This is a genomic window from Sphingobacterium alkalisoli (assembly GCF_005049105.1).
Classification (GTDB): domain Bacteria; phylum Bacteroidota; class Bacteroidia; order Sphingobacteriales; family Sphingobacteriaceae; genus Sphingobacterium; species Sphingobacterium alkalisoli.
The window spans coordinates 232506-252780 of the sequence record NZ_SUKA01000007.1 but is presented as its reverse complement, the minus strand read 5'-3'; the positions used below and the strand labels follow the sequence as shown (position 1 = coordinate 252780).

The 20275-nt window shown below is 41.2% G+C and carries 12 protein-coding genes; all 12 read left to right on the top strand.

The window, feature by feature from the left end:
- Positions 1-54: 54 nt before the first annotated feature.
- The 12 genes from FAZ19_RS20075 (at position 55) to FAZ19_RS20020 (ending at position 20244) form a co-directional block, all read left to right on the top strand.
- Positions 55-3450: a SusC/RagA family TonB-linked outer membrane protein gene (locus tag FAZ19_RS20075; protein ID WP_211245542.1), complete on the top strand. Its 3396-nt coding sequence runs from the start codon at positions 55-57 to the stop codon at positions 3448-3450.
- 140 nt (positions 3451-3590) lie between these two features.
- Positions 3591-5108, top strand: coding sequence for a SusD/RagB family nutrient-binding outer membrane lipoprotein (locus FAZ19_RS20070; RefSeq protein WP_136822552.1), 1518 nt, complete (start codon positions 3591-3593; stop codon positions 5106-5108).
- A gap of 239 nt (positions 5109-5347) precedes the next feature.
- Positions 5348-5944 (top strand): RNA polymerase sigma factor, encoded by a 597-nt coding sequence (locus FAZ19_RS20065; RefSeq protein ID WP_136822551.1) that lies wholly within the window; start codon positions 5348-5350, stop codon positions 5942-5944.
- A gap of 186 nt (positions 5945-6130) precedes the next feature.
- A complete protein-coding gene (locus FAZ19_RS20060; RefSeq protein WP_136822550.1) occupies positions 6131-7159 on the top strand; it encodes a FecR family protein in 1029 nt (342 codons plus the stop codon).
- Between the two features lie 22 nt (positions 7160-7181).
- Positions 7182-10736, top strand: coding sequence for a SusC/RagA family TonB-linked outer membrane protein (locus tag FAZ19_RS20055; protein WP_136822549.1), 3555 nt, complete (start codon positions 7182-7184; stop codon positions 10734-10736).
- A 21-nt stretch (positions 10737-10757) separates the two neighbouring features.
- On the top strand, positions 10758-12113 hold the full coding sequence (locus tag FAZ19_RS20050) for a RagB/SusD family nutrient uptake outer membrane protein (RefSeq protein WP_136822548.1): 1356 nt from the start codon (positions 10758-10760) through the stop codon (positions 12111-12113).
- Between the two features lie 60 nt (positions 12114-12173).
- Positions 12174-14210, top strand: coding sequence for a TlpA family protein disulfide reductase (locus tag FAZ19_RS20045; RefSeq protein WP_169305720.1), 2037 nt, complete (start codon positions 12174-12176; stop codon positions 14208-14210).
- Positions 14200-15855, top strand: coding sequence for a S41 family peptidase (locus FAZ19_RS20040; RefSeq protein ID WP_136822546.1), 1656 nt, complete (start codon positions 14200-14202; stop codon positions 15853-15855). The genes FAZ19_RS20045 and FAZ19_RS20040 overlap by 11 nt, the downstream gene beginning before the upstream one ends.
- 8 nt (positions 15856-15863) lie before the next feature.
- Positions 15864-16997, top strand: a complete 1134-nt coding sequence (locus FAZ19_RS20035; protein WP_188876175.1) for a TlpA disulfide reductase family protein — start codon at positions 15864-15866, stop codon at positions 16995-16997.
- A gap of 198 nt (positions 16998-17195) precedes the next feature.
- Positions 17196-17864 carry a MarR family winged helix-turn-helix transcriptional regulator gene (locus FAZ19_RS20030; protein WP_136822544.1) on the top strand — a complete coding sequence of 223 codons (669 nt, stop codon included), beginning with the start codon at positions 17196-17198 and terminating at the stop codon, positions 17862-17864.
- Positions 17865-17918: 54 nt separating this feature from the next.
- On the top strand, positions 17919-19391 hold the full coding sequence (locus tag FAZ19_RS20025; protein ID WP_136822543.1) for a phytoene desaturase family protein: 1473 nt from the start codon (positions 17919-17921) through the stop codon (positions 19389-19391).
- Between the two features lie 16 nt (positions 19392-19407).
- Positions 19408-20244, top strand: a complete 837-nt coding sequence (locus FAZ19_RS20020; protein ID WP_136822542.1) for a phytoene/squalene synthase family protein — start codon at positions 19408-19410, stop codon at positions 20242-20244.
- The last annotated feature ends 31 nt before the right edge of the window (positions 20245-20275 follow it).

The window sequence follows — 20275 nt, the reverse complement described above, 5'->3', positions numbered from 1 at the left end:
TTATCGGGTTCAAACTAATAATAATTATCAATTCAAAACAAAATTAACAATTTTATGCATCTTGCAATACAAAAGCTTGCCGGTAAAAGGAAAATTTTCGTATTCTTTTTTATGATATATGCTGCACAACTGAACTTCGCTAGCGCGTTTGGTGGGCAAAATATCGAAAATACACAGGTAACACTGTCAAAAAACAATTATCTGCTTCAGGAGCTTATCTTGATTTTAGAAAATCAGACTGATTTTTCGCTCCTATACAATGCAGACGTGTTGGCACTTAAGGCTTCTAAGCCAATTCCAGCGGGTACAAAATCTGTAAAGAAATTACTTAAGGAAATAGAGGATCACTACACAGTAGTCTATAAAATAGATGGGCAGGTGATTACACTGCGTACGGATAAAACTGCACGCCCGCCGCAACAGCAACGAAGGCTAAGCGGTAAGGTAACGGACCGAAATAGCAATCCGCTTCCAAATGTAACGGTCGCAGTGAAGGGTAAATCGGGTTCCGTAGAAACCAACGGTTCGGGACAATATAGTATCGATGTGGAGGAAGGCCAGGTGTTGGTGTTTTCCTACCTTGGATTTGAACCCATAGAAAAAGCAATAGGCAGAGGGCAGATCCTCGATGTGATACTAGACGAAAAAGCACAACTATTGGAAGAGATGGTGGTAACGGCTTTGGGTATTAAACGGGAAGAAAAGGCGCTTGGCTATGCAGTTCAAAAAGTGGAAGGGGCGACGCTGCAAACGGTTAAAGGGGTGGATGTTGCTACGTCCTTAACGGGCAAAGTGTCGGGCTTGATGATACGAAACAGTACGGAATTTACTGAGGAGCCAGCTATACAGTTACGCGGAGAAAGTCCTTTGTTGGTGATTGACGGTGTACCTTACGGAAATATGACCCTACGTGATATTCCCGCTGATGATATCGAAACCATAGATGTGCTTAAGGGGCCTACTGCTTCTGCTTTGTATGGTTACCGTGGTGCGAGCGGTGCAATTGTAGTGACGACTAAAAAAGGTAGTGCGGCAAAAGGGCTTCGTGTGGAACTGAACAGCAGTACCATGTTCACTTCTGGCTACCTGGCCATTCCGGAAATGCAGTCGGTCTACGGTAGACAAATTGATGCTGCAACCAACAGATATACAGGTACGGGCTCTTGGGGCGTACCTATGGAGGGTCAGGAAGTCGTGCAGTGGGATCCAATCGGTAAGGAGTATAAAGCCATGCCTTACTTGCCGATAGGAAAAGATAATTTTAAGAATTTTCTTGAGCAGGGATATATTACAAATAATCATGTTAGTGTTACGCAACAAGGCGAATTGGGAAATGTGCGCTCTTCTGTAAACTGGATGAATAACAAAGGACAGTATCCGAATTCGAGGTTTGACAAATACACCTATACATTGGCGGGAGATATTAATTTGGATAGGTTTAAGTTGTCTTCTTCGGTATCGATCAACAGACAATCGTCACCGAATAAGGGTTTTAGTGGTTATACGGGCTACGATCCCATGTATAGCTTGTTGGTATGGTCTGCGCCAGATTTTGACGTAAGGAACTACAAAGATTATTGGCTGGTTCCGAATGAGTCGCAGAATAATAGCTATACCGGTACGAACAACAATCCGTACTTTGATCGATTTGAACGTGTACACGCCATCGACCGCAATGTTTTTAATGGATTCGTATCGGCTAGTTACCAAGTGACGCCATGGTTGAATGCCATGCTAAGAACGGGTTTTGATACTTATAATAATAAACAGGTAATCCGCATATCAAGGGGGTCATTGACCGGGGCCGGGGTAGCGAAAGTAATTGTAAACGGTACAGAGATTTGGGGCGAATCACTGAAAGGTTCGTATAATGAAGGAATAGGAAATGGATACAGCTTGAATTCGGACGTTATGTTGAATGCCAACAAGCGCTTTGGTGATTTCGAATTGGATGGTCTTGTAGGAGGTACAATCTACTATACGGAGGATGAAGGAATCGAAGCACGCACGCAGGGTGGTTTGTCGGTTCCGGGATTCTACTCTTTGAAGGCTTCTGTAACCAATGCATTGGTGAATACACAGGCATATAAACGGCAGGTGAATAGTGTATTTGGAAAATTGTCTGCTTCTTGGCGTAACATGGCCTTTGTAGAGGGGACTTTACGGAATGACTGGAGCTCGACCTTACCTTCTTCAACAAGATCCTACTTGTATCCGTCGTTATCGGGTAGTTTTCTAGCGTCGGAAGTGATTCCGAAATCAGATTGGATGTCGTTTTGGAAATTTCGCGGGTCATGGACTTCCTCGAAGACGCCAGCAAATATCTATGATATCAATTCGGCTTATAATATAACGACAAATGCTTGGGGTAGTCTTAATTCAGCTTCATTTCCAGAAACAATACGAGGCACGATGGTGCGGCCAGAGTCTTCCGAAACATGGGAGGTAGGTACCGCTGCACGTTTGTTTAAAAATATCCTTTCGCTTGATTTTACATATTACTCAAAACGTATGTTTGATTTTTTACGTGCAACCAATGTAAGCAACGCTTCTGGGTTTAATGGAAACTATATCAATACCAACGAAGAAATTACACGCCGTGGTGTGGAACTGACAGCAAATGTGACCGCCATCAAGACAACAGATTGGCAATGGGACATCACGGCCAACTGGTCACAATATGCGCGCTATTATACGCAACTGGATGAGGAGTTTTCGGTAGACCGTCCTTGGGTACAGGTAGGAAAACGCGTGGACGCCTATGTACTTAACGACTTTTTGAAAGATGCCGGCGGAAATGTTATTTATGAGAGCGGTCTTCCGGTGTACTCACCCTACCAATCGGTATTTGGGTATTCGGACCCGGGGCAAATATGGGGATTAGCATCTTCGGTTCGGTATAAGGACTTTTCGCTGGCGCTATCAGTGGATGGTCGTATTGGCGGACTGGCGCAGACAACCACGGAGATGTATATGTGGCAGTCTGGTAATCACCCTAATTCTGTGAATGATACGCGGTATCTGGATGTAACAACCGGAACGGCTAACTATGTGGGTGATGGGGTAAAAGTGATCTCAGGTAACGTTGCTTATGATGTTTATGGCAATATTACATCGGATACCCGACAATATGCACCTAATGATGTGCCGGTAACGTACGAAAACTATGTGAAGCGAATCCATAAAGGTACAGCCTGGGGTGGTGCGCCATCGCCTATGGATACCTATAGCACCACATTTTTAAAGCTGCGTGAAGTTTCGGTGACTTACCGTATTCCACAGTCGATGAGTAAGTTTGTCGGTGCAAGGGGGGCTTCCGTGTCGGCTATCGGTCAAAACTTATTTTTATGGGCAAAGGATTTCAAGTATTCGGATCCGGATGGTGGAATGGATAATTTCAGTGATCCGTCGCAACGCTACATTGGATTCAACATTAAAGTCGACTTCTAAAAACAGCATGATATCAACTGAATTAAATAGAGGAGCCATTTAAAAGAAACAGATGAAACCATCTTGGATTTGTTCAAACCCCACAGGGGAATGGATAAATCTGAGAGCTTCATCATATTTAACAAGTAAATTATATACAGATGAAAAAAATTATAGCAGCATTTGCCAGCATCTTCTTGTTGGTGGGATGTAGCAAATTTGACGCAATCAACACCAATCCAAATACACCGACAAGCGTGAGTGCTTCGATGTTGTGTACTAATATTATTTTGAGCGTGACCAAATATAATGGTGGTGATGCTAAATCTTATATCTCAGAAAACGCTTTGCCTAAGTATGTGGGATATGCGAACGAAGGGCAGTTGGCGACACAGTATAATATTATTTATAACGGTAGCTTCGGGCCGATGACTATCTTACCGGATATCGATAAGATGTTGGGCTTTGCAGTAGGTGATCCGGCTGAAAATGGGTACAAAGGTGTTGCTCATTTCGCAAGGGCCTATACGTTCTACCTCTTGACCATGCGTATGGGGGATATCCCATTCAGCGCCGCTAACCAAGGGGAGATAGGTAATTTTAAACCGGTGTATGATGCCCAAAAGGATGTCTTTATTGGAATCTTAAATGAACTGGAACAAGCAAGTGCTTTCTTCGCACAGAGCCCGGCTTTTGAGGGGGATCCAACAATTTTTAAAGGTGATCCAAAAAAGTGGCAGCGTGCTACACATGCTTTTACATTGAAGGTACTGATGACGTTAAGTGCCAAATCTAACGATGCCGATCTGCGCATACAACAGCGCTTTGCGCAGCTTGTGAGTGACAATGTCTTGCTGGAATCTGCCAATGACTTTCTGGGGTTGGAGTATAATACAGTAAATCTACATCCGCTGTACAGTACTAATGATATGTTCACAGGGCGAACCATCTTAAGCAGTTTGGTCGTTGATCACCTTAAGCAACTAAATGATAAAAGGTTGTTTTACTTTGCGGAGCCGGCGAATGCACAGATTCAGGCGGGTCGTTTACCGGGAGATAGCGAAGCCTATGTGGGTGTGAATGCAGCCATTGACTATGCAGCGATGAATACCGAGTTTTCGAAAGGAAGTTATTCGAAGATAAACTTACGTTACCAAACTAAACAGAATAGCGAGCCTCGTAGGTTACTTACCTACGCAGAGCAAGAGCTTATCTTGGCGGAAGCACGGGTAAGGGGGTGGATAACAAGTGGAAGTGCGGAAGCATACTACAAAAATGGGGTAAAAGCTGCACTAATAAGTATGATGGCTACGGATGCGGCTTATGCGCACGGTCATGCTATTACAACGGCAGATATAGAAGGTTATTTTGAGGGTACAGCGGCCTTTAAGAACCAATCGAGCGAGCAATTGAAGCAGATTTGGTTACAGCGGTACTTGTTAAACTTTTTGATAGATGGCGAGACGGCTTATTTTGAGTACCGTAGAAATGGGTATCCTGAATTTCCGATTGATCCCAGCACTAACCTGAACGTGAATAGTCCGGGGAGTCTTCCGTTGCGTTACCTTTATCCTTCTTCTGAGCTTAATTACAACAGTGCAAATCTCCGTAATGCCCTTGATAGGCAGTTTGATGGATATGACGAGATCAATAAAGTGATGTGGCTGCTTAAAGATTGATAGTGGTTTATTTCTACGTAAATGCTGGTATCGCGAGAGTGATATCAGCATTTACTATTTTAAGGATGTTGTGTTTGAAGCATAGGCTAATCCGAATGAAATTGCATTTCAACGCAAATTTTTCGTAAATGCAAAGCATTTTATTTATGTTTGAAAAACCGTATACAAGTAGCAACATTTTGGCTTGGTGGAGTATCATCTGATACGAGCAGATTATTGGAATATCCTGGAGTTTCGAAATGAAAGATGAATCACAGTGGTGGGAGATGTTTCGCATGGGCGATGAGGCATCGTTCAAGAGTATTTTTGAGCGGTATCAATCGTTGTTGTTCAATTATGGCTATAAATTTACTCAGGATGAAAATTTAATTGATGATTGTGTACAGGAGCTTTTTGTAAAGCTATGGTACAATCGGGAAAATCTTGGCGATACGGCTTCGGTCAAAAACTACCTTTTTAAATCCTTTCGTCGTATCTTATCGCGCAAATTGGAGCGTGCCAGTCGATTCTTGAGCTTGCAGACCATTTCATCTGAAAAATTACCCTTTGATATTGAGTTGCCGTCGGATGTAGATTTGATGCGCAAAGAGCGTCTTGCTGAAATTCGGCAGCAACTTAGCCAGGCTTTGGATAAAATGTCGCCAAGGCAACGGGAAATAATTCACCTTCGCTATTTTGAGGAAATGACTTACGAGGAAATAGCAGATGTGATGGGACTTTCCATAAAAGATACCTACAAACTGTTTTATCGTGCCATGGACAGCTTGCGTAAACATATCGGTAAGATAAATCTACTTGCTCTTCTTTCAATTGTCGGTTATTTGCGCTCTTCGTAGGTTAACTTCTTTAGGTAATTGTCGAAATTCACCTAACATCACTTATTTTTATGTTTTTTTTCGCTAATTAGTTGTTTTCTAGTTCATGTTTTTGGCTTTTTCTTGCTCCTTCCAAAAATAAAATAAAAAAAATAAATAAAACTGGGGTAATTTTTTCATTTCAAGTATAATCTAATAAATCAGTGTATGGAATCCACGTTTTTGATGTATAAAAATTTTAAGGCAGTCGATTTTTTTCAAGATGAGGTTTTCTCGTCGAGCGCATTTTCTTCGAAAGAAGATGATCTATTGTTTTGGCATGCGTTGGGAGATACGTATCCAGAGCTTCGTCTCGAAATGGAAACAGCAAAAAAATGGATTCTGCTCATTCGTAAGCAGCCGATTCGGGAGCAAAGCGCAAGTGCCGAAGTGATTTGGCAGAACATACAAGACAAGCTGCCAATCTACGCGCGTAGACAGACTAGATTATACCGCGTGCAAACAATAACCCGTTGGTCTGCAAGGATAGCAGCGGTATTCCTCGCAGTTATGCTGATCTACGAGATTAGTCATTTGGGTCCAAAAAGTGCCAAAACAACCTTCGGCGAAAGGCGTGAAGTGGTTTTACCGGATGAATCCATGATCGATTTGAACAGCAATTCTAAGATTTCGTATGTGCGCGATTGGAAATCGGATAAACCTCGTGAAGTCTGGTTAACCGGTGAAGCGATGTTCGAGGTAAAACATACTGCTATATTAAATAGGCTTCGGGAAAATGATCGTTTTGTTGTGCATGTTGCAGATCTAGCCTTAACGGTTCTTGGTACTAAATTTAATGTAAAAGAGCGTCGCGGACGTATCGAGGTGACACTTTTTGAGGGAAGTTTGCAGATCACTGGTGGCAACGGGATAGAGAAATTATTGGTACCAGGAGAGACATTTGTATATGATCAGCATGCGAAAACGGAACAATTACTGAAAAAGGATGTAGCGAAAGTGTCTTCATGGACTAGAGGGGAATTGGATATCGAACATGCTAACCTATCCAATATTGTCGAAGTGCTAGAAGATAATTACGGCTATAAAGTGATATTAACGGATTCAAATCTGTTGGAAAAACGGTTAACGGGGACAATTCCGGTGAGCAAGGTGAAAGATATTCTTTTCGTGATCAAGCATACCATGGATGTCAATATCCAGGTTAAGGATAAGGAAATAACCATCAATTCAAAATAACAAATACAATTAATTAACATTTATGAAATCAAAATTACTGATGCTTTTTATCTTCCTGTTGGTCTACAGCGGTGGATATGCCCAAAGGAAGGTAAGCCTTGAACAAGCGTTGAATGACGTAACCCGAATCTATGGAACGAAGTTTTCCTACGAAGAGGGACTTCTGCGCGACGCGCAGGTCAACGCCGACCTGGTGCCTAAAAATAAAAATACGCCGGTCGAGTCGGTTTTAAAGGAACTGTTGTACCCAAGTAGTTTCTTATTTCTGTACGTGCAGAATAATTATTACACTATTATCCGCGATAGCCGTGGCAGTAAGGACAACGATGGCGACGACCGTTATTGGAAAGTAATCACCGGCCATGTAAAGGACAGTGATGGAAATCCATTGGTGGGGGTCTCGGTTATGCCGGATGGGGTTGGCGCACGCAATGGGGTGTCGACAAGTAGTGATGGCCGTTATACCTTGCGGTTAACGCAGCCTGCAGAAGCGCTTACTTTTTCTTTTGTCGGCATGCAACCACAGCGTCGTGTAATTGGTACCAATACGCAGATTGATGTATCGATGGGGAAGGCGGAGAATTTAATCGAAGATGTTGAGGTTGTCTCTATGGGGTATACTCAAATTCCTAAAGAACGTGCCCCTGGTTCTTTTGTTACAATTTCATCAAAGCAAATAAAAGAAACACCTACTATTAATATTATGGAACGCATTCAAGGGTTAGTACCAGGGATGCACGTCGATATTAAAACTAACTCTATACGGATCCGAGGTGTTAATAGTTTCGGTCTTGGTGTCAGTAAGGATCCACTAATTGTAATTGACGGTTTTCCAATGGCGGAAGTAGAAGACAACCGGTTTGGTTTTACCGAAAGAAGCAGTTTACAAGGTGGTGGCGGAGCAATATTATCCCAGCTTAATCCAGATGATATTGAGAGTATCACAGTACTAAAAGATGCTGCTGCCTCTTCAATTTGGGGTGCAAAGGCAGCGAATGGGGTTATTGTAATTGAAACAAAGAAGGGCAGAAATGCGCCGACCGCTGTTAATTTTAGCTCTACCTTTAGTGTGTCGTCTCCTGCAAATCTCAATAAGCTGGATCGTATGTCAACTGCAGAGTATATTGAATTGGAGAGAGAACTGTTTAATAAAGAGATGTTAAATGATAACGTTACCTATTGGGGGGATTTTAATACAAATTCTCCTTTAACGGAGTCGTTAGAATGGATGTTTAAGGTCAAGAGAGGTACAGCTACGGAGATGGAACGGGATGCAGCATTGGGAAAATTGGCAGGAATAGATAATAGAAGTCAAATTCGAGATTATCTTCTGCAAAATGCTACATCACAACAGTATAATATGTCCTTCTCCGGGGGTTCCAATAAGAGTACGTTTTTTCTGTCTGGTAATTATAGTAAGGATGTGCCTGTGTTCCGTGCCAATATGGGTGAAACCTTGACGCTGACATCTAATTTGACTAACATGTTGTTTAATGATCGAGTGAAGGTTGAAACAGGCGTGAATTATAATTATGGTAATTCATTGACGAATACTGCGGCAATTAATGCGATGTCTTCCAACCCGCAAATGGGAGGTTTGTTACCTTATGATTTATTAAAGGATGAGAATGGAGATAATATCAGGAAGTACTTGCGCTATAGACCAGAAGTGATGGAGGAGTTCGAAAGTTTAGGTTATCTTGATTGGGCGTATAGCCCCATGGAGGAACTGGAAACGTCAAACTACAATGATCAGTCGCATAATATTCGCATGCATTTGGATATAAATACGAAATTGACGAGCTGGGCCAATTTTTCTGTAATGGGCCAGTTGCAACGAAAATTGGAGAATACAGAAAATATTGACTATGTGAACAGCTATTCCATGCGTAATAATATAAACTATGGAACTACGGTTAACAGCGCCGGGAATTTAGTCTATAATTATCCTATGGGCGGAAATTTGGGAACGCGTAATTATAATGGTTCGCAATATCTTGTACGCACCCAATTGAGTATTAATAAAACATTTGGTCAGCGCGATATATATGCCCTAGCTTTTATTGGTGGTGCCGAGATTAAACAGAATGACTACCGTTCCTCATCCGGTAATTTTATCGGATTTGATCCATTAACTTACGTGCATTCTGTTTTTACACCAAATGGTCGTTACGATACGGTAGATGGGTGGGGAACAACATTTTCATCAAATGGTACTATTGCTAAGAACAAAATTAGAGCATTATCATATTATTCAAATTCCTCATTATCAGCTTTTAATAATAAGTATGTGATATCTGGAAGTCTCCGTTTTGACGATTTTACTGTTGTAGGTGCATCACGTGAGCAACGTGCAAAACCGCTTTGGTCTATCGGTGGTAAATGGGATGCAAAAAAGGAGGATTTTTTGAAAGATGCTGCATGGGCGGATGCTTTGGGGTTGCGGATGACATATGGCGTAAACGGTACGCTTCCTACTGGTATTGGAAGCGTTGTAGTAATCACAACGAGTTCAGATAATACAACCGGCGAGGGGGTAGCTACTATTAGCTTTCCGGCAAACAATCAAATAAGTTGGGAAAAGGTTAAGACTTTTAATATTGGTTTGGATTATGGATTTTGGAATAATAGTTTGCAATTCAATGTAGACTATTATACGAAACGTACATCAGACATTTTGTACAGCCTTCCTTTTAATCCAACCTATGGTTGGACAAGTGTGCGATTTAATAGTGCAACAATGGAAGGTCAAGGTGTCGATTTTGGACTACGAGCCAATTGGTTCCGATCCACCTCGTTTAGATGGAATACCATGTTTAATTTTGGTTACAATGTAAACGAGGTGACAGATTCGCGGTTCGAAAAGCCAACAAATGTATCTCAGTTACTTTCAGGAAGTGTGCCGATAGTAGACCTTCCTACTGATTATATCTATGCATATAATTGGGCTGGTTTAGATGGTGAAGGTAGATCTCAGATATATAAAGCTGATGGTTCAATAGTGACCGCTAATCAAGGTATTAATGAGCTGACGGTGGAGGATTTGCAAGAAATGGGGCGGACCACTCCTCCTTACGTGGGTGGACTCTTCAATACGTTTGGCTATAAGGATTTTTCTCTAGGAATAAGAGTGACATATGAAATAGGACATGTTTTGCGCAGACTTTCTGTACAGAATTATCCTCAATGGAATTATTATTCTGGAGCTATTGGTCTGCAATCTGATTTGGCCGATCGCTGGCAGAATGCAGGTGACGAAGCAAATACGGATATTCCGGCTATCGTAAACGATGGGTGGCAGTTTAACAGTGTGACGCGTTATTCTAATTCGGACAAGTTGGTGATTAGCGGTAGTCATATTCGTTTGCAGCAGATTGATTTTGGATATCGTATTCCGCAAAATCTTATATCAAAAACACCATTTAAGAGCATTGGTCTGAACGGCGCGGTGCGTAATCTTGGTATTATATGGCGAAAGAATAAAGAGGGTGTAGATCCAAGCTACCGAGTTACGGATAGTTATTCCAGTTTACCACCTGCCCCTTCATTCTTTTTTAGCTTAAATGCTTCCTTTTAATCAACTAATCAAAATAAGAAGATGAAAATTAAAAGAATAACAATATATAGTGTAGCAGTCATTATTTTAATGTCTGTAGTGAGTTGCCGAGAATATGTAGAAATAGATACCTATGGCACACGGACACTGAAAAAGACAAATGACTATCAATATCTTGTCAATAATAAGGGTAATTTTGAAACGACCAGCATTCTTCCAATCTTGTCGAGTGACGATCTAGATGGGAAACCATCGGTTTCCGCAGTAAACCAATGGAATCAACAGTATCTAAATGCATTTCTCTGGAGCGAATCTTTTTTCGGAGACGATCAACAAGATATAGGATGGGTTAATCTGTACAAACACATATATATAGCGAATGAAATTTTGTCAGGTGTTATGGATAGCGAGGATGGATCGACAAGTCAGAAACAAGTAATAGCCGCAGAGGCTAAAGTGCATCGCGCATTTGCTTATTTTTCATTGGCAAATCAATATGCTGCAATTTATAATCCAAGCAGTGCCTCTTCGCAAGAAGGTTTACCACTTTTGCTTACGCCCGATTTATTCCAAAATTTAAATCGTGTATCCCTACAAAGAATATACGATCAAATTCTGGATGACTTATTAACGTCGTTAGACGCATTGCCCAGTAGTTCGACTTTGAATCACCATCCTTCGAAGATTGCAGTATATTTACTTCTTTCCAGAGTAAACCTTACCATGCGAAATTTTGAAGAAGCTGGAAAATATGCTGATATGGCACTTGCTTTAAATCCCCAGTTATTAAATTTGGAAGATTACGTCTCGGAAATATATCCGCAACCACTTAAAGACCCAGAGATACTTTTGTCAAAATTAACTGCTGGAAGTATCACGGGGCCGATTAATCCTGAATTGATCGGGATTTATGACGATAAAGATTTACGTTTAACGTACTTTTTGGAAAATAACGCTTCCCTTGGTGGTTTTAAATACATGAAGCCAACAAAATCAGGTTCTTTTTATGCTGTAGTTGGACTGTCTACGCCAGAAATCTATTTAAATAGAGCAGAGGTGTATGCACGGAATAACGATGCTACTAAAGTGGTTGAAATGTTAAATGCAGTACGTCAAAAACGTTTTAAAGCCAGTGATTACATAGCTTTGACCGTTTCAGATGTACAGACCGATTTGTTGCAATCAGTTATAAACGAACGAAGAAGAGAGTTTGTAGGAACAGATTTGCGCTGGTACGATATGAGGCGATTTACACTTGACGGATCATACTTCAAAACAGTAGTAAGGGAGTATAATGGTCAGACGGTATCCTTGGAGGCAACTAGTCCACGCTTGGTTTTTCCTATTGAACAAAAGGTATTGGATTTTAACCCCGAGATTGGTCAAAATCCGAGATAACAAATACAAATCTCTCATGCGTATACCACATAAACCTTTGTAGTATAAATGCATGAGAGCATGATGATCGTTAAAAAGAAAAAATATATTTTGATGAAAAAGCAGATGATTCTTTTACTGTTGTTAATGGCCCAGGCGACATTGTATGCTCAGCCTCGATACGATAGCAGTGTTTTTAAACAGAGACAGCCTAAAGGTGGAGAGGCCCTTCAAATCGTATATGATGCGCGGAATAAAGATTTGGAGTTTAGTGATGAAGTACAAGCTGCACTCTTTATCTATGATAATTTTCGTTGGAAGCGCGAAAGCCTGAAAATGGTGAAGAATGAGGAAGGGCTGTGGACTGTACAAGTTGCAGTCATGCCTAGCACGGCCTTAATCGGTGTCAAGTTTTTTCAAGGCGACATCAACCAGCCGGATGTTTTCGATAACAACAACAATAAAGGATATGCTGTCGCATTAGCAGATATGCAAGGCAATCCCATACCAGGTGCTTATCTAGGCGAAGCGGCCTTTCAAGCTCCTGAAATCGCTGCAGGTGGTACATTTGGATACTATACTGTAGATCCAGCTCCGCTCGACGCAGGCTACCTCAAAGCGTTAGCGGTGAAAGAACAAGCTTTATCCGGCGAGCAGTATTTGAAGTACTTTGAGACTTTATTAAGGCTACAGCAACTTGCTTTGGGAAGCGACTTCAATGCTTATGCATCGCAATTTATTAATAAATCGTTAGCGGATAAAAATCTAAGCGAAGAAGCTTTAGGCGAACTTTATCAGTATACGAAATTTCGTTTGAAGGATAATGTATTGACACAGCGCATCGAGTCACGAATCATGACGCAGTTTCCCAAAGGAGCTTCAGCTCGCTTTGTAGCCTATAATAATACCATCGAGAGCAGCTCGGATATCCATCAAGCGACCACATCTTATGAAGATTTTTTGAAACGCTTTCCGTTAAAAGAATGGCAGGAAAATCCAAATAATCAAGGGTTTCTTTATTATGCCGTGTACCGTGGTATAGGATCTGGATATTTTGACACGAAGCAGTTTGATAAATTTATAGCCCTATACGACGACATCGATTTCCGTACGGGAAATGAACTGATGCGCTGGAACATCATGCGTGCCTATATGTTTAAAACGATAGGACAAGATACCTTATACCAAATTTCAGAAGCCATATTACCTAAACTTATGGCTAGAAAAAACGATGGTTCGTACCTCAATGATTTTAATAATAAGGCAAAAGCTGATTCCAATATGTTAAATCAGCTGGATGACAGGCTGTTTACGCATATTTCGTTGTTAAATGATCTGAAGAAGTATAAAGCAGCAAGAACGTATTTTTTTGAACTTTCTGAAGCTGGTAAATACAGCAATGCAGAGTTGAATGAGATCAACTTACAGGTTTTAGAAGGACTGCAAGATGATAAGCAAATTCTTCCACTCTTGGAGATGAGCGCACGCGAGAATGCCATGACACCAAAGATGTTTGATAAGCTGAAATCGATATATCTTAAACAACATAATGGAAATGAAGAGGGGTATGAAGCGTATGTTTCTAATCTACGATCTGACGAGGAGAAAGCGGAAATGAGAGCTTATGTCGATCAGCATTGGGTCAACTACACGATGCCGACATTCCGTCTAGAAAATGCTGATGGGCTTTTTGTGACGCCAGCAGATTGGAATGGAAAGATTGTGGTGGTAGACTTTTGGGCTACGTGGTGTCGTCCTTGTATTATGGCTTTCCCGGGTATGCAGCTATTGGTCGATAAATATAAAGATGATAAAGCGGTGGCAGTATATATGGTGGGGACAATGCAGACAGGAGACTATAAAAGCAAGTCGGTCAATTTTGTACGGGGTGAGGGATATCAGTTTAATTTATTACACGACTCGGTTAATCCAAGAACAAATGAGCAGGATTTTGTTTTTAAACAACTTGTGCCGCTGTTCGGTGATTCTTCTATTCCGCGCAAAATTATTGTTAAAGATGGTAAAGTACGTTATTGTTCGGGTGGTTACTCCGGAAGTCCAAGCAAATTGATGGATGAATTGTCTTTGGCTATCGAGATTTTAAAGAATGAAAAATAAAGAGCTTAATCTAGCACAACATATGAACAGAAAAGGGACGGGGCTGCTTGTGGGCTTAATCGGTTTGAGTCTTTCTTTACAGGCACAAATGAACCCCAAATACAAATTTGAAGAGGCTCTGAGGCTTATTCAGGAGAATTACGTGGATCAAGTAAATGAAGAACATTTAGTCGATGCGGCGATAAAGGCAATGATTGCTGATTTAGATCCTCACTCGCGCTACACGAGCCGCGAGGAAGCTGAGGCCATGCGCGAGGCCATGAGCGGCAGTTTTGCAGGAATGGGGATTCAGTTCCTAAAAAATGACGGGAATACGTTTGTAACTGGCGTCAATCCGGATGGACCTGCGATCCGTGCAGGCATACGAGTTGGCGATCAAATTGTACGTATAGATGGTGAATCTATTGAAGGCGAAAGTTGGGGAAATAAGGAAATTATGCTGAAGCTTCGTGGTGATAAAGACACCGAAGTCGTATTGGATATTCTTTCTCCAGGAGCGAGCCAAGCACGGACAATAAGTATCGTACGCGAAAATATTTTGGAGAAATCGGTGCGGGAGAGCTATATGGTAGATAGCGAGATAGGCTATATTGGATTGTCTATCTTCAATCGTACGACAAGGCCTGAGATTGATGATGCCATCAAAATGCTTCAGGAACAAGGCATGACAAAGTTGATCTTAGACTTGCAAAGTAACGGCGGCGGATATGTGGAATCAGCAATAGGTGTGGTAGACGAGTTTTTACCCAAAGAAAAAATAGTGTTCTATTCGGTGCCTAACGAAGGCGGCAAGGATTATTACTTTACGGGTGGATTCGGTAGGTTTTACGAAGGCGAATTGGTGGTTTTGATCGATGAGTCGACAGCCTCGTCGAGTGAAATTGTGACTGGAGCTTTACAGGACTGGGATAGAGCAGTGGTAATAGGGCGGCGCAGCTTTGGAAAAGGTTTAATGCAGCGACCTGTTCCTCTTTCGGATGGTTCTGAAATGCAGTTGACTGGTGCCCGCTATTACACACCGTCAGGTCGGTCGATTCAGAAACCCTATAACAATGGAAAAGAAGATTATTTTCAGGATTTTAGTCGTCGATTGGAATCAAAGGAATTAGTAGAAGAGGGGCATGTTCAATTTTCGGATTCCTTAAAATTTAAGACCTTAAATACGAATAGGATTGTCTATGGTGGTGGCGGAATTATGCCAGACCAATTCGTTCCTATTGATACAAATGTATATAGCGATTGGATGTCCAAGTTGATGAACAAGGGTATTGTATCAAAAGGAGGTTTCGAGTTCGTACAGCAAAACAGAGCGGCTCTACTTAAGGCGTATCCTGATTTTAACAGCTTCAATACCCGCTTCAAGGTTCCGTTTGAGGTTCATGGTCAATTGGTGGCATATGCACGTAATCTGTCGATCGAAATCCCTGCTGAAGATCATGTAGCGGCACATGCTTCCATTGATGTGCAGTTGAAAGCGCAGATCGGATCGCTTTTATACACTGGTGGCGATTACATGGCGCGGGTACGAAACGAAGCAAATCAGAGTTTTAAAGAAGCATTACTTGTTTTGCGCGATGAAAAGCGCTATAAACAGTTATTGAGTAAAGGAACAGAATACGAGAAAACAACACAAAAAATAAAGTAATGAAAAATATGAAACGCATTTTAATGCTAGTTTGTGCATTGCCGGTCTTGGGGTTTGCGCAGCAGAACTATACGATTCAAGGCCAAGTAGGTAAACTGAATAAGCCTGCGAAGGCATTTTTGCGATTAAACAGCGGCGGAAATCCAAAGATAGATTCGGTATATATCAAAAATGGTAAATTTGAATTTAAGGGCACAATTCCTTCGCCGATGGAAGCTCATTTGCGCATTATTCATGATGATCTTCCTTTTGATCCAGCAAAACCTGCTAAACAGGATGTATTGCCGTTTTTAATCGAAGGCACAACAATTAAATTTGTGTCCACAGATTCTATCAAAAATGCAAAAATATCCGGATCCCCTCTTAATGCGGAGAATGAAAGAGTGAACGCGATGTTGAAACCAATCTATGATCAGTATGATGCGTTAGATGCGGAATACAAGTCGAAATCGCTGGCGGATCAGCAAGATCCGAAATACATCCAGACGCTGGAGGACCGTGCTGCGATCATTCAGCAGCAAACTATCGATGCGAAAATGGACTTTGTGTCGAAAAACCCAAAGAGCTACATGGCATTGATGGCTTTTAACTCGACGCTACCGCCTGAGTTCGATGCAGTAGCGGCAGAAAAGGTATTTGCTACATTGGATCCAGCATTGCAAAATTCTATTTTGGGCAAGGAGGTCGCCGCACGAATTGCGACCGTAAAAAAAACACAGGAGGGCGTAGAAGCACCTAATTTTGTGCAACCGGATATAGATGGAAATCCCGTGAAGCTATCCGATTACAGAGGTAAATATGTATTGGTAGATTTCTGGGCATCGTGGTGCGCACCTTGCCGCAGGGAGAATCCTAATTTAGTCAAAGCGTATGCAAGATACCAGAAGGATAGGTTTGAAATTTTAGGTGTATCTATGGATAAGGCAGCCGATAAAGCAAAATGGCTAAAAGCAATCCAAGACGATGGCTTGACTTGGAAACAAGTAGGTGATTTAAAAGGTTGGGATAATGAGGCAGGTGTACTCTATGAAATCAAAGCAATACCTATGAACTTCTTGGTCGATCCCAATGGAAAGATCATTGCAAAAGATCTGCGTGGCGAGGGGCTAGACAAAAAGCTCCAAGAGCTTTTTGGAGAATAGTAAAGCAAGATCGGTTAATGTTTGCCAATAAAAAGATAGGATGCCCCAAAAAGGCATCCTATCTTTTTATGCGTATATATCCCTATTCTAGTGATGATTTTTGGGGAATAGTTCTCAAGTGTTGTAAATAAGTGTTTATTTTTACTTTTATTTATTATAAAAAGTATATATTTGTACTATTATTGATTTTTTTTAAAAATGAAATATAATCTATTAAAAGATATCATTGGATTAATGGAAGATTTTGAGCAAGAAGCTGAAAAAAACACGTTGTATCCAAGATCTAAGGAGGGCTTTATCCAATGGCTGTTGGACAATAATTCCACGTTTACCCTTTATGAGCCCTATTGGGAAGGTAAGGAGAAAGGAAGAAGTCCGGAAAGTGCGATCAATACGTTGCTCGTGCAGTTAAACCGCTATGCGAAATCCTATTCGAAGTCGGCTATATCGGGCTCGGCCTTCTCCACTCAGGAGGAATTTATTTACTTAATTAATTTGCGCACTTTCGGGGCGATGACCAAGATGCAGCTCATACAACGGAATGTTCATGAGAAACCTTCTGGTATACAGATTATTAATCGATTGATCCAGCAAGGATGGGTGTCACAGACGGATTCGGAAGTAGATAAACGTAGTAAAGTGATTACGATAACGGAGGCAGGCGTACTGGCCATAGAAAACCAGATGGACAAAATCCGTCAGGCAACGATGATTGTAACCGGAAATCTGAATCTAAAAGAGAAATTGGAACTTATTCATCTCCTAAATAAATTGGAGAATTTCCACCAGCCCATTTATCACAAAAATGTGGATCCAACACAACTGTTGGACGTGGCCTACAAGGAATATATCCGAAATACGGAATGATTTACGATGATCCAAGGTAATAGAGACAGTAGAAATGGTAAAAAATAATCGGTTATGAAGATTGTTATAATTGGTTCTGGATTTTCAGGTATTGCGGCGGCGGCATACGCCGCAAAAGAGGGCCATGACGTACATGTCTATGAAAAAAACAACACCTTGGGTGGAAGGGCCAGACAGTTTACGACTGATAGAGGCTATACGTTTGATATGGGCCCAAGCTGGTATTGGATGCCTGATGTGATCGAAAATTTCTTTAACGATTTTGGTTATAAAGCTTCTGATTTCTATGAATTGGTCGAGCTTAATCCACAATTTGAGATGGTTTTCGAGGATGAAGTGATTGCACTTCCTGCCGATTATACGGAGATGAAAGCGCTATTTGATCGTATTGAAGAGGGGGCAGCGGTCCAGCTGGATCGCTTTATGGCAGATGCGAAATATAAATATGAAGTGGGCATGATGGATTTTGTGAATAAACCATGTCACTCTTGGTTTGAATTTGTATCCCTAAAAATAGCTAAAAGTGCATTTAAACTGGATTTGTTAAGCGATTTTAGCCAGTTTGTGCGTAAGTTTTTCAAACACCCTAAACTGGTTACTTTAATGGAATTTCCGGTTATTTTTTTGGGTGCTATGCCCGACAATATTCCTGCTTTATATAGCTTGATGAATTATGGGGGATACAGAATGGGTACCTGGTATCCTATGGGTGGTTTTGTGAAAATTATAGAGGGCATGACTGCGATCGCCGAAAGGCTAGGTGTGAAATTTCATTGTAATGCGGAGGTGGAACATATTGAGGTGAAGGATGGATCTGCCCGTGGTATCCGAGTGAACAATGATTTTTGTATTGCTGATGCTATCATTTCTTCTGCTGACTACCACCATACTGAACAGATGTTGTTGGATGAGGAGTATAGAAACTACGGAGAAGCGTATTGGGAATCTCGCACGTTTGCTCCTTCCTGTCTGATCTATTACCTGGGATTCGATCGCAGAATTCCTAATCTAAAGCACCATACGCTGTTTTTTGAGCACGATCTGTACCAACAGGCTAAGGAGATTTACGAGGAGAAAATCTGGCCTACTAATCCGTTATTCTATGTTTGTTGTCCGTCGAAAACCGATCCAGAGGTGGCGCCAATCGGACATGAAAACATCTTTTTACTGATGCCTATTGCTACTGGATTGAATGATGGGGAATCTATTCGGGAGCAGTACTTTAAGCAGATGATTACGAGGTTGGAGAGGCACACGGGTACAACAGGTTTAATTGACGGCATCCGTTACAAGAGAAGCTTTTGTATTGCGGATTTTATGGAGGATTATCATGCATTTAAAGGAAATGCTTATGGATTGGCAAATACCCTGCGACAGACGGCCGTATTTAAACCTGCGGTGCGCAACAAGAAGGTGAAAAACTTGTTTTACACCGGACAGTTAACGGTGCCAGGACCGGGGGTACCTCCATCTATCATATCTGGAAAAATTGTAGCGAACGAAGTGTGTAAACAATGCTTTTTATAAACGAAAAGATAAGATTATGAAACATTTATTCGACGAGCTGTCTCTTAAAGTCAGCATAGAGACGACAAAGAAATACAGTACTAGTTTTTCTTTGGGCATTTTGGCTTTGAATGAAGATATTCGCCCTGCTATTTATGCTATTTACGGCTATGTACGCCTGGCTGACGAGATTGTCGATAGTTTCCATAATTACGATAAAGAACGATTAATGAAGCGCTTTAGAGAACAGACTCAGGAGGCCTTGGATGAAAAAATCTCCTTGAATCCTATACTGAATGCTTTTCAACATGTGGTGCATCAATATCAGATAGACACGGAGTTGATTGATACCTTTCTAAAAAGCATGGAAATGGATCTGAAGCAGATTGATTATAACTCTGAATTATACGATACCTATATCCTTGGCTCTGCAGAGGTGGTGGGCCTAATGTGCCTGCAGGTTTTTGTGCAAGGGAATAAGTCGGAGTATGAACGCCTTAAGCCATATGCGATGAAGTTAGGATCGGCTTTTCAAAAGGTGAATTTTTTACGCGACTTGAAGGAGGATTTTCATATCTTGGGAAGAACCTATTTCCCGGCTGTAGACATGAATGCATTTACCTGCGAAGTAAAAGCGACCATCGAGAAGGAGATCAAAGAGGAATTTGATATTGCTTTAAGTGGAATCAAAATGTTGCCCACATCGGCAAAATATGGTGTGTATCTTGCTTATACCTATTACGTGTCTTTATTTAATAAGATTAAGCGTACGCCGGCTGATAAGATCATCCATCAACGCATACGTATTAATAACGGAAAGAAGCTTTCGCTGATGATGAGCAGTTATTTTCAATATAAATTAGCAATGTTGTGATAGGATTACAAATCGAATATAATAACAATAA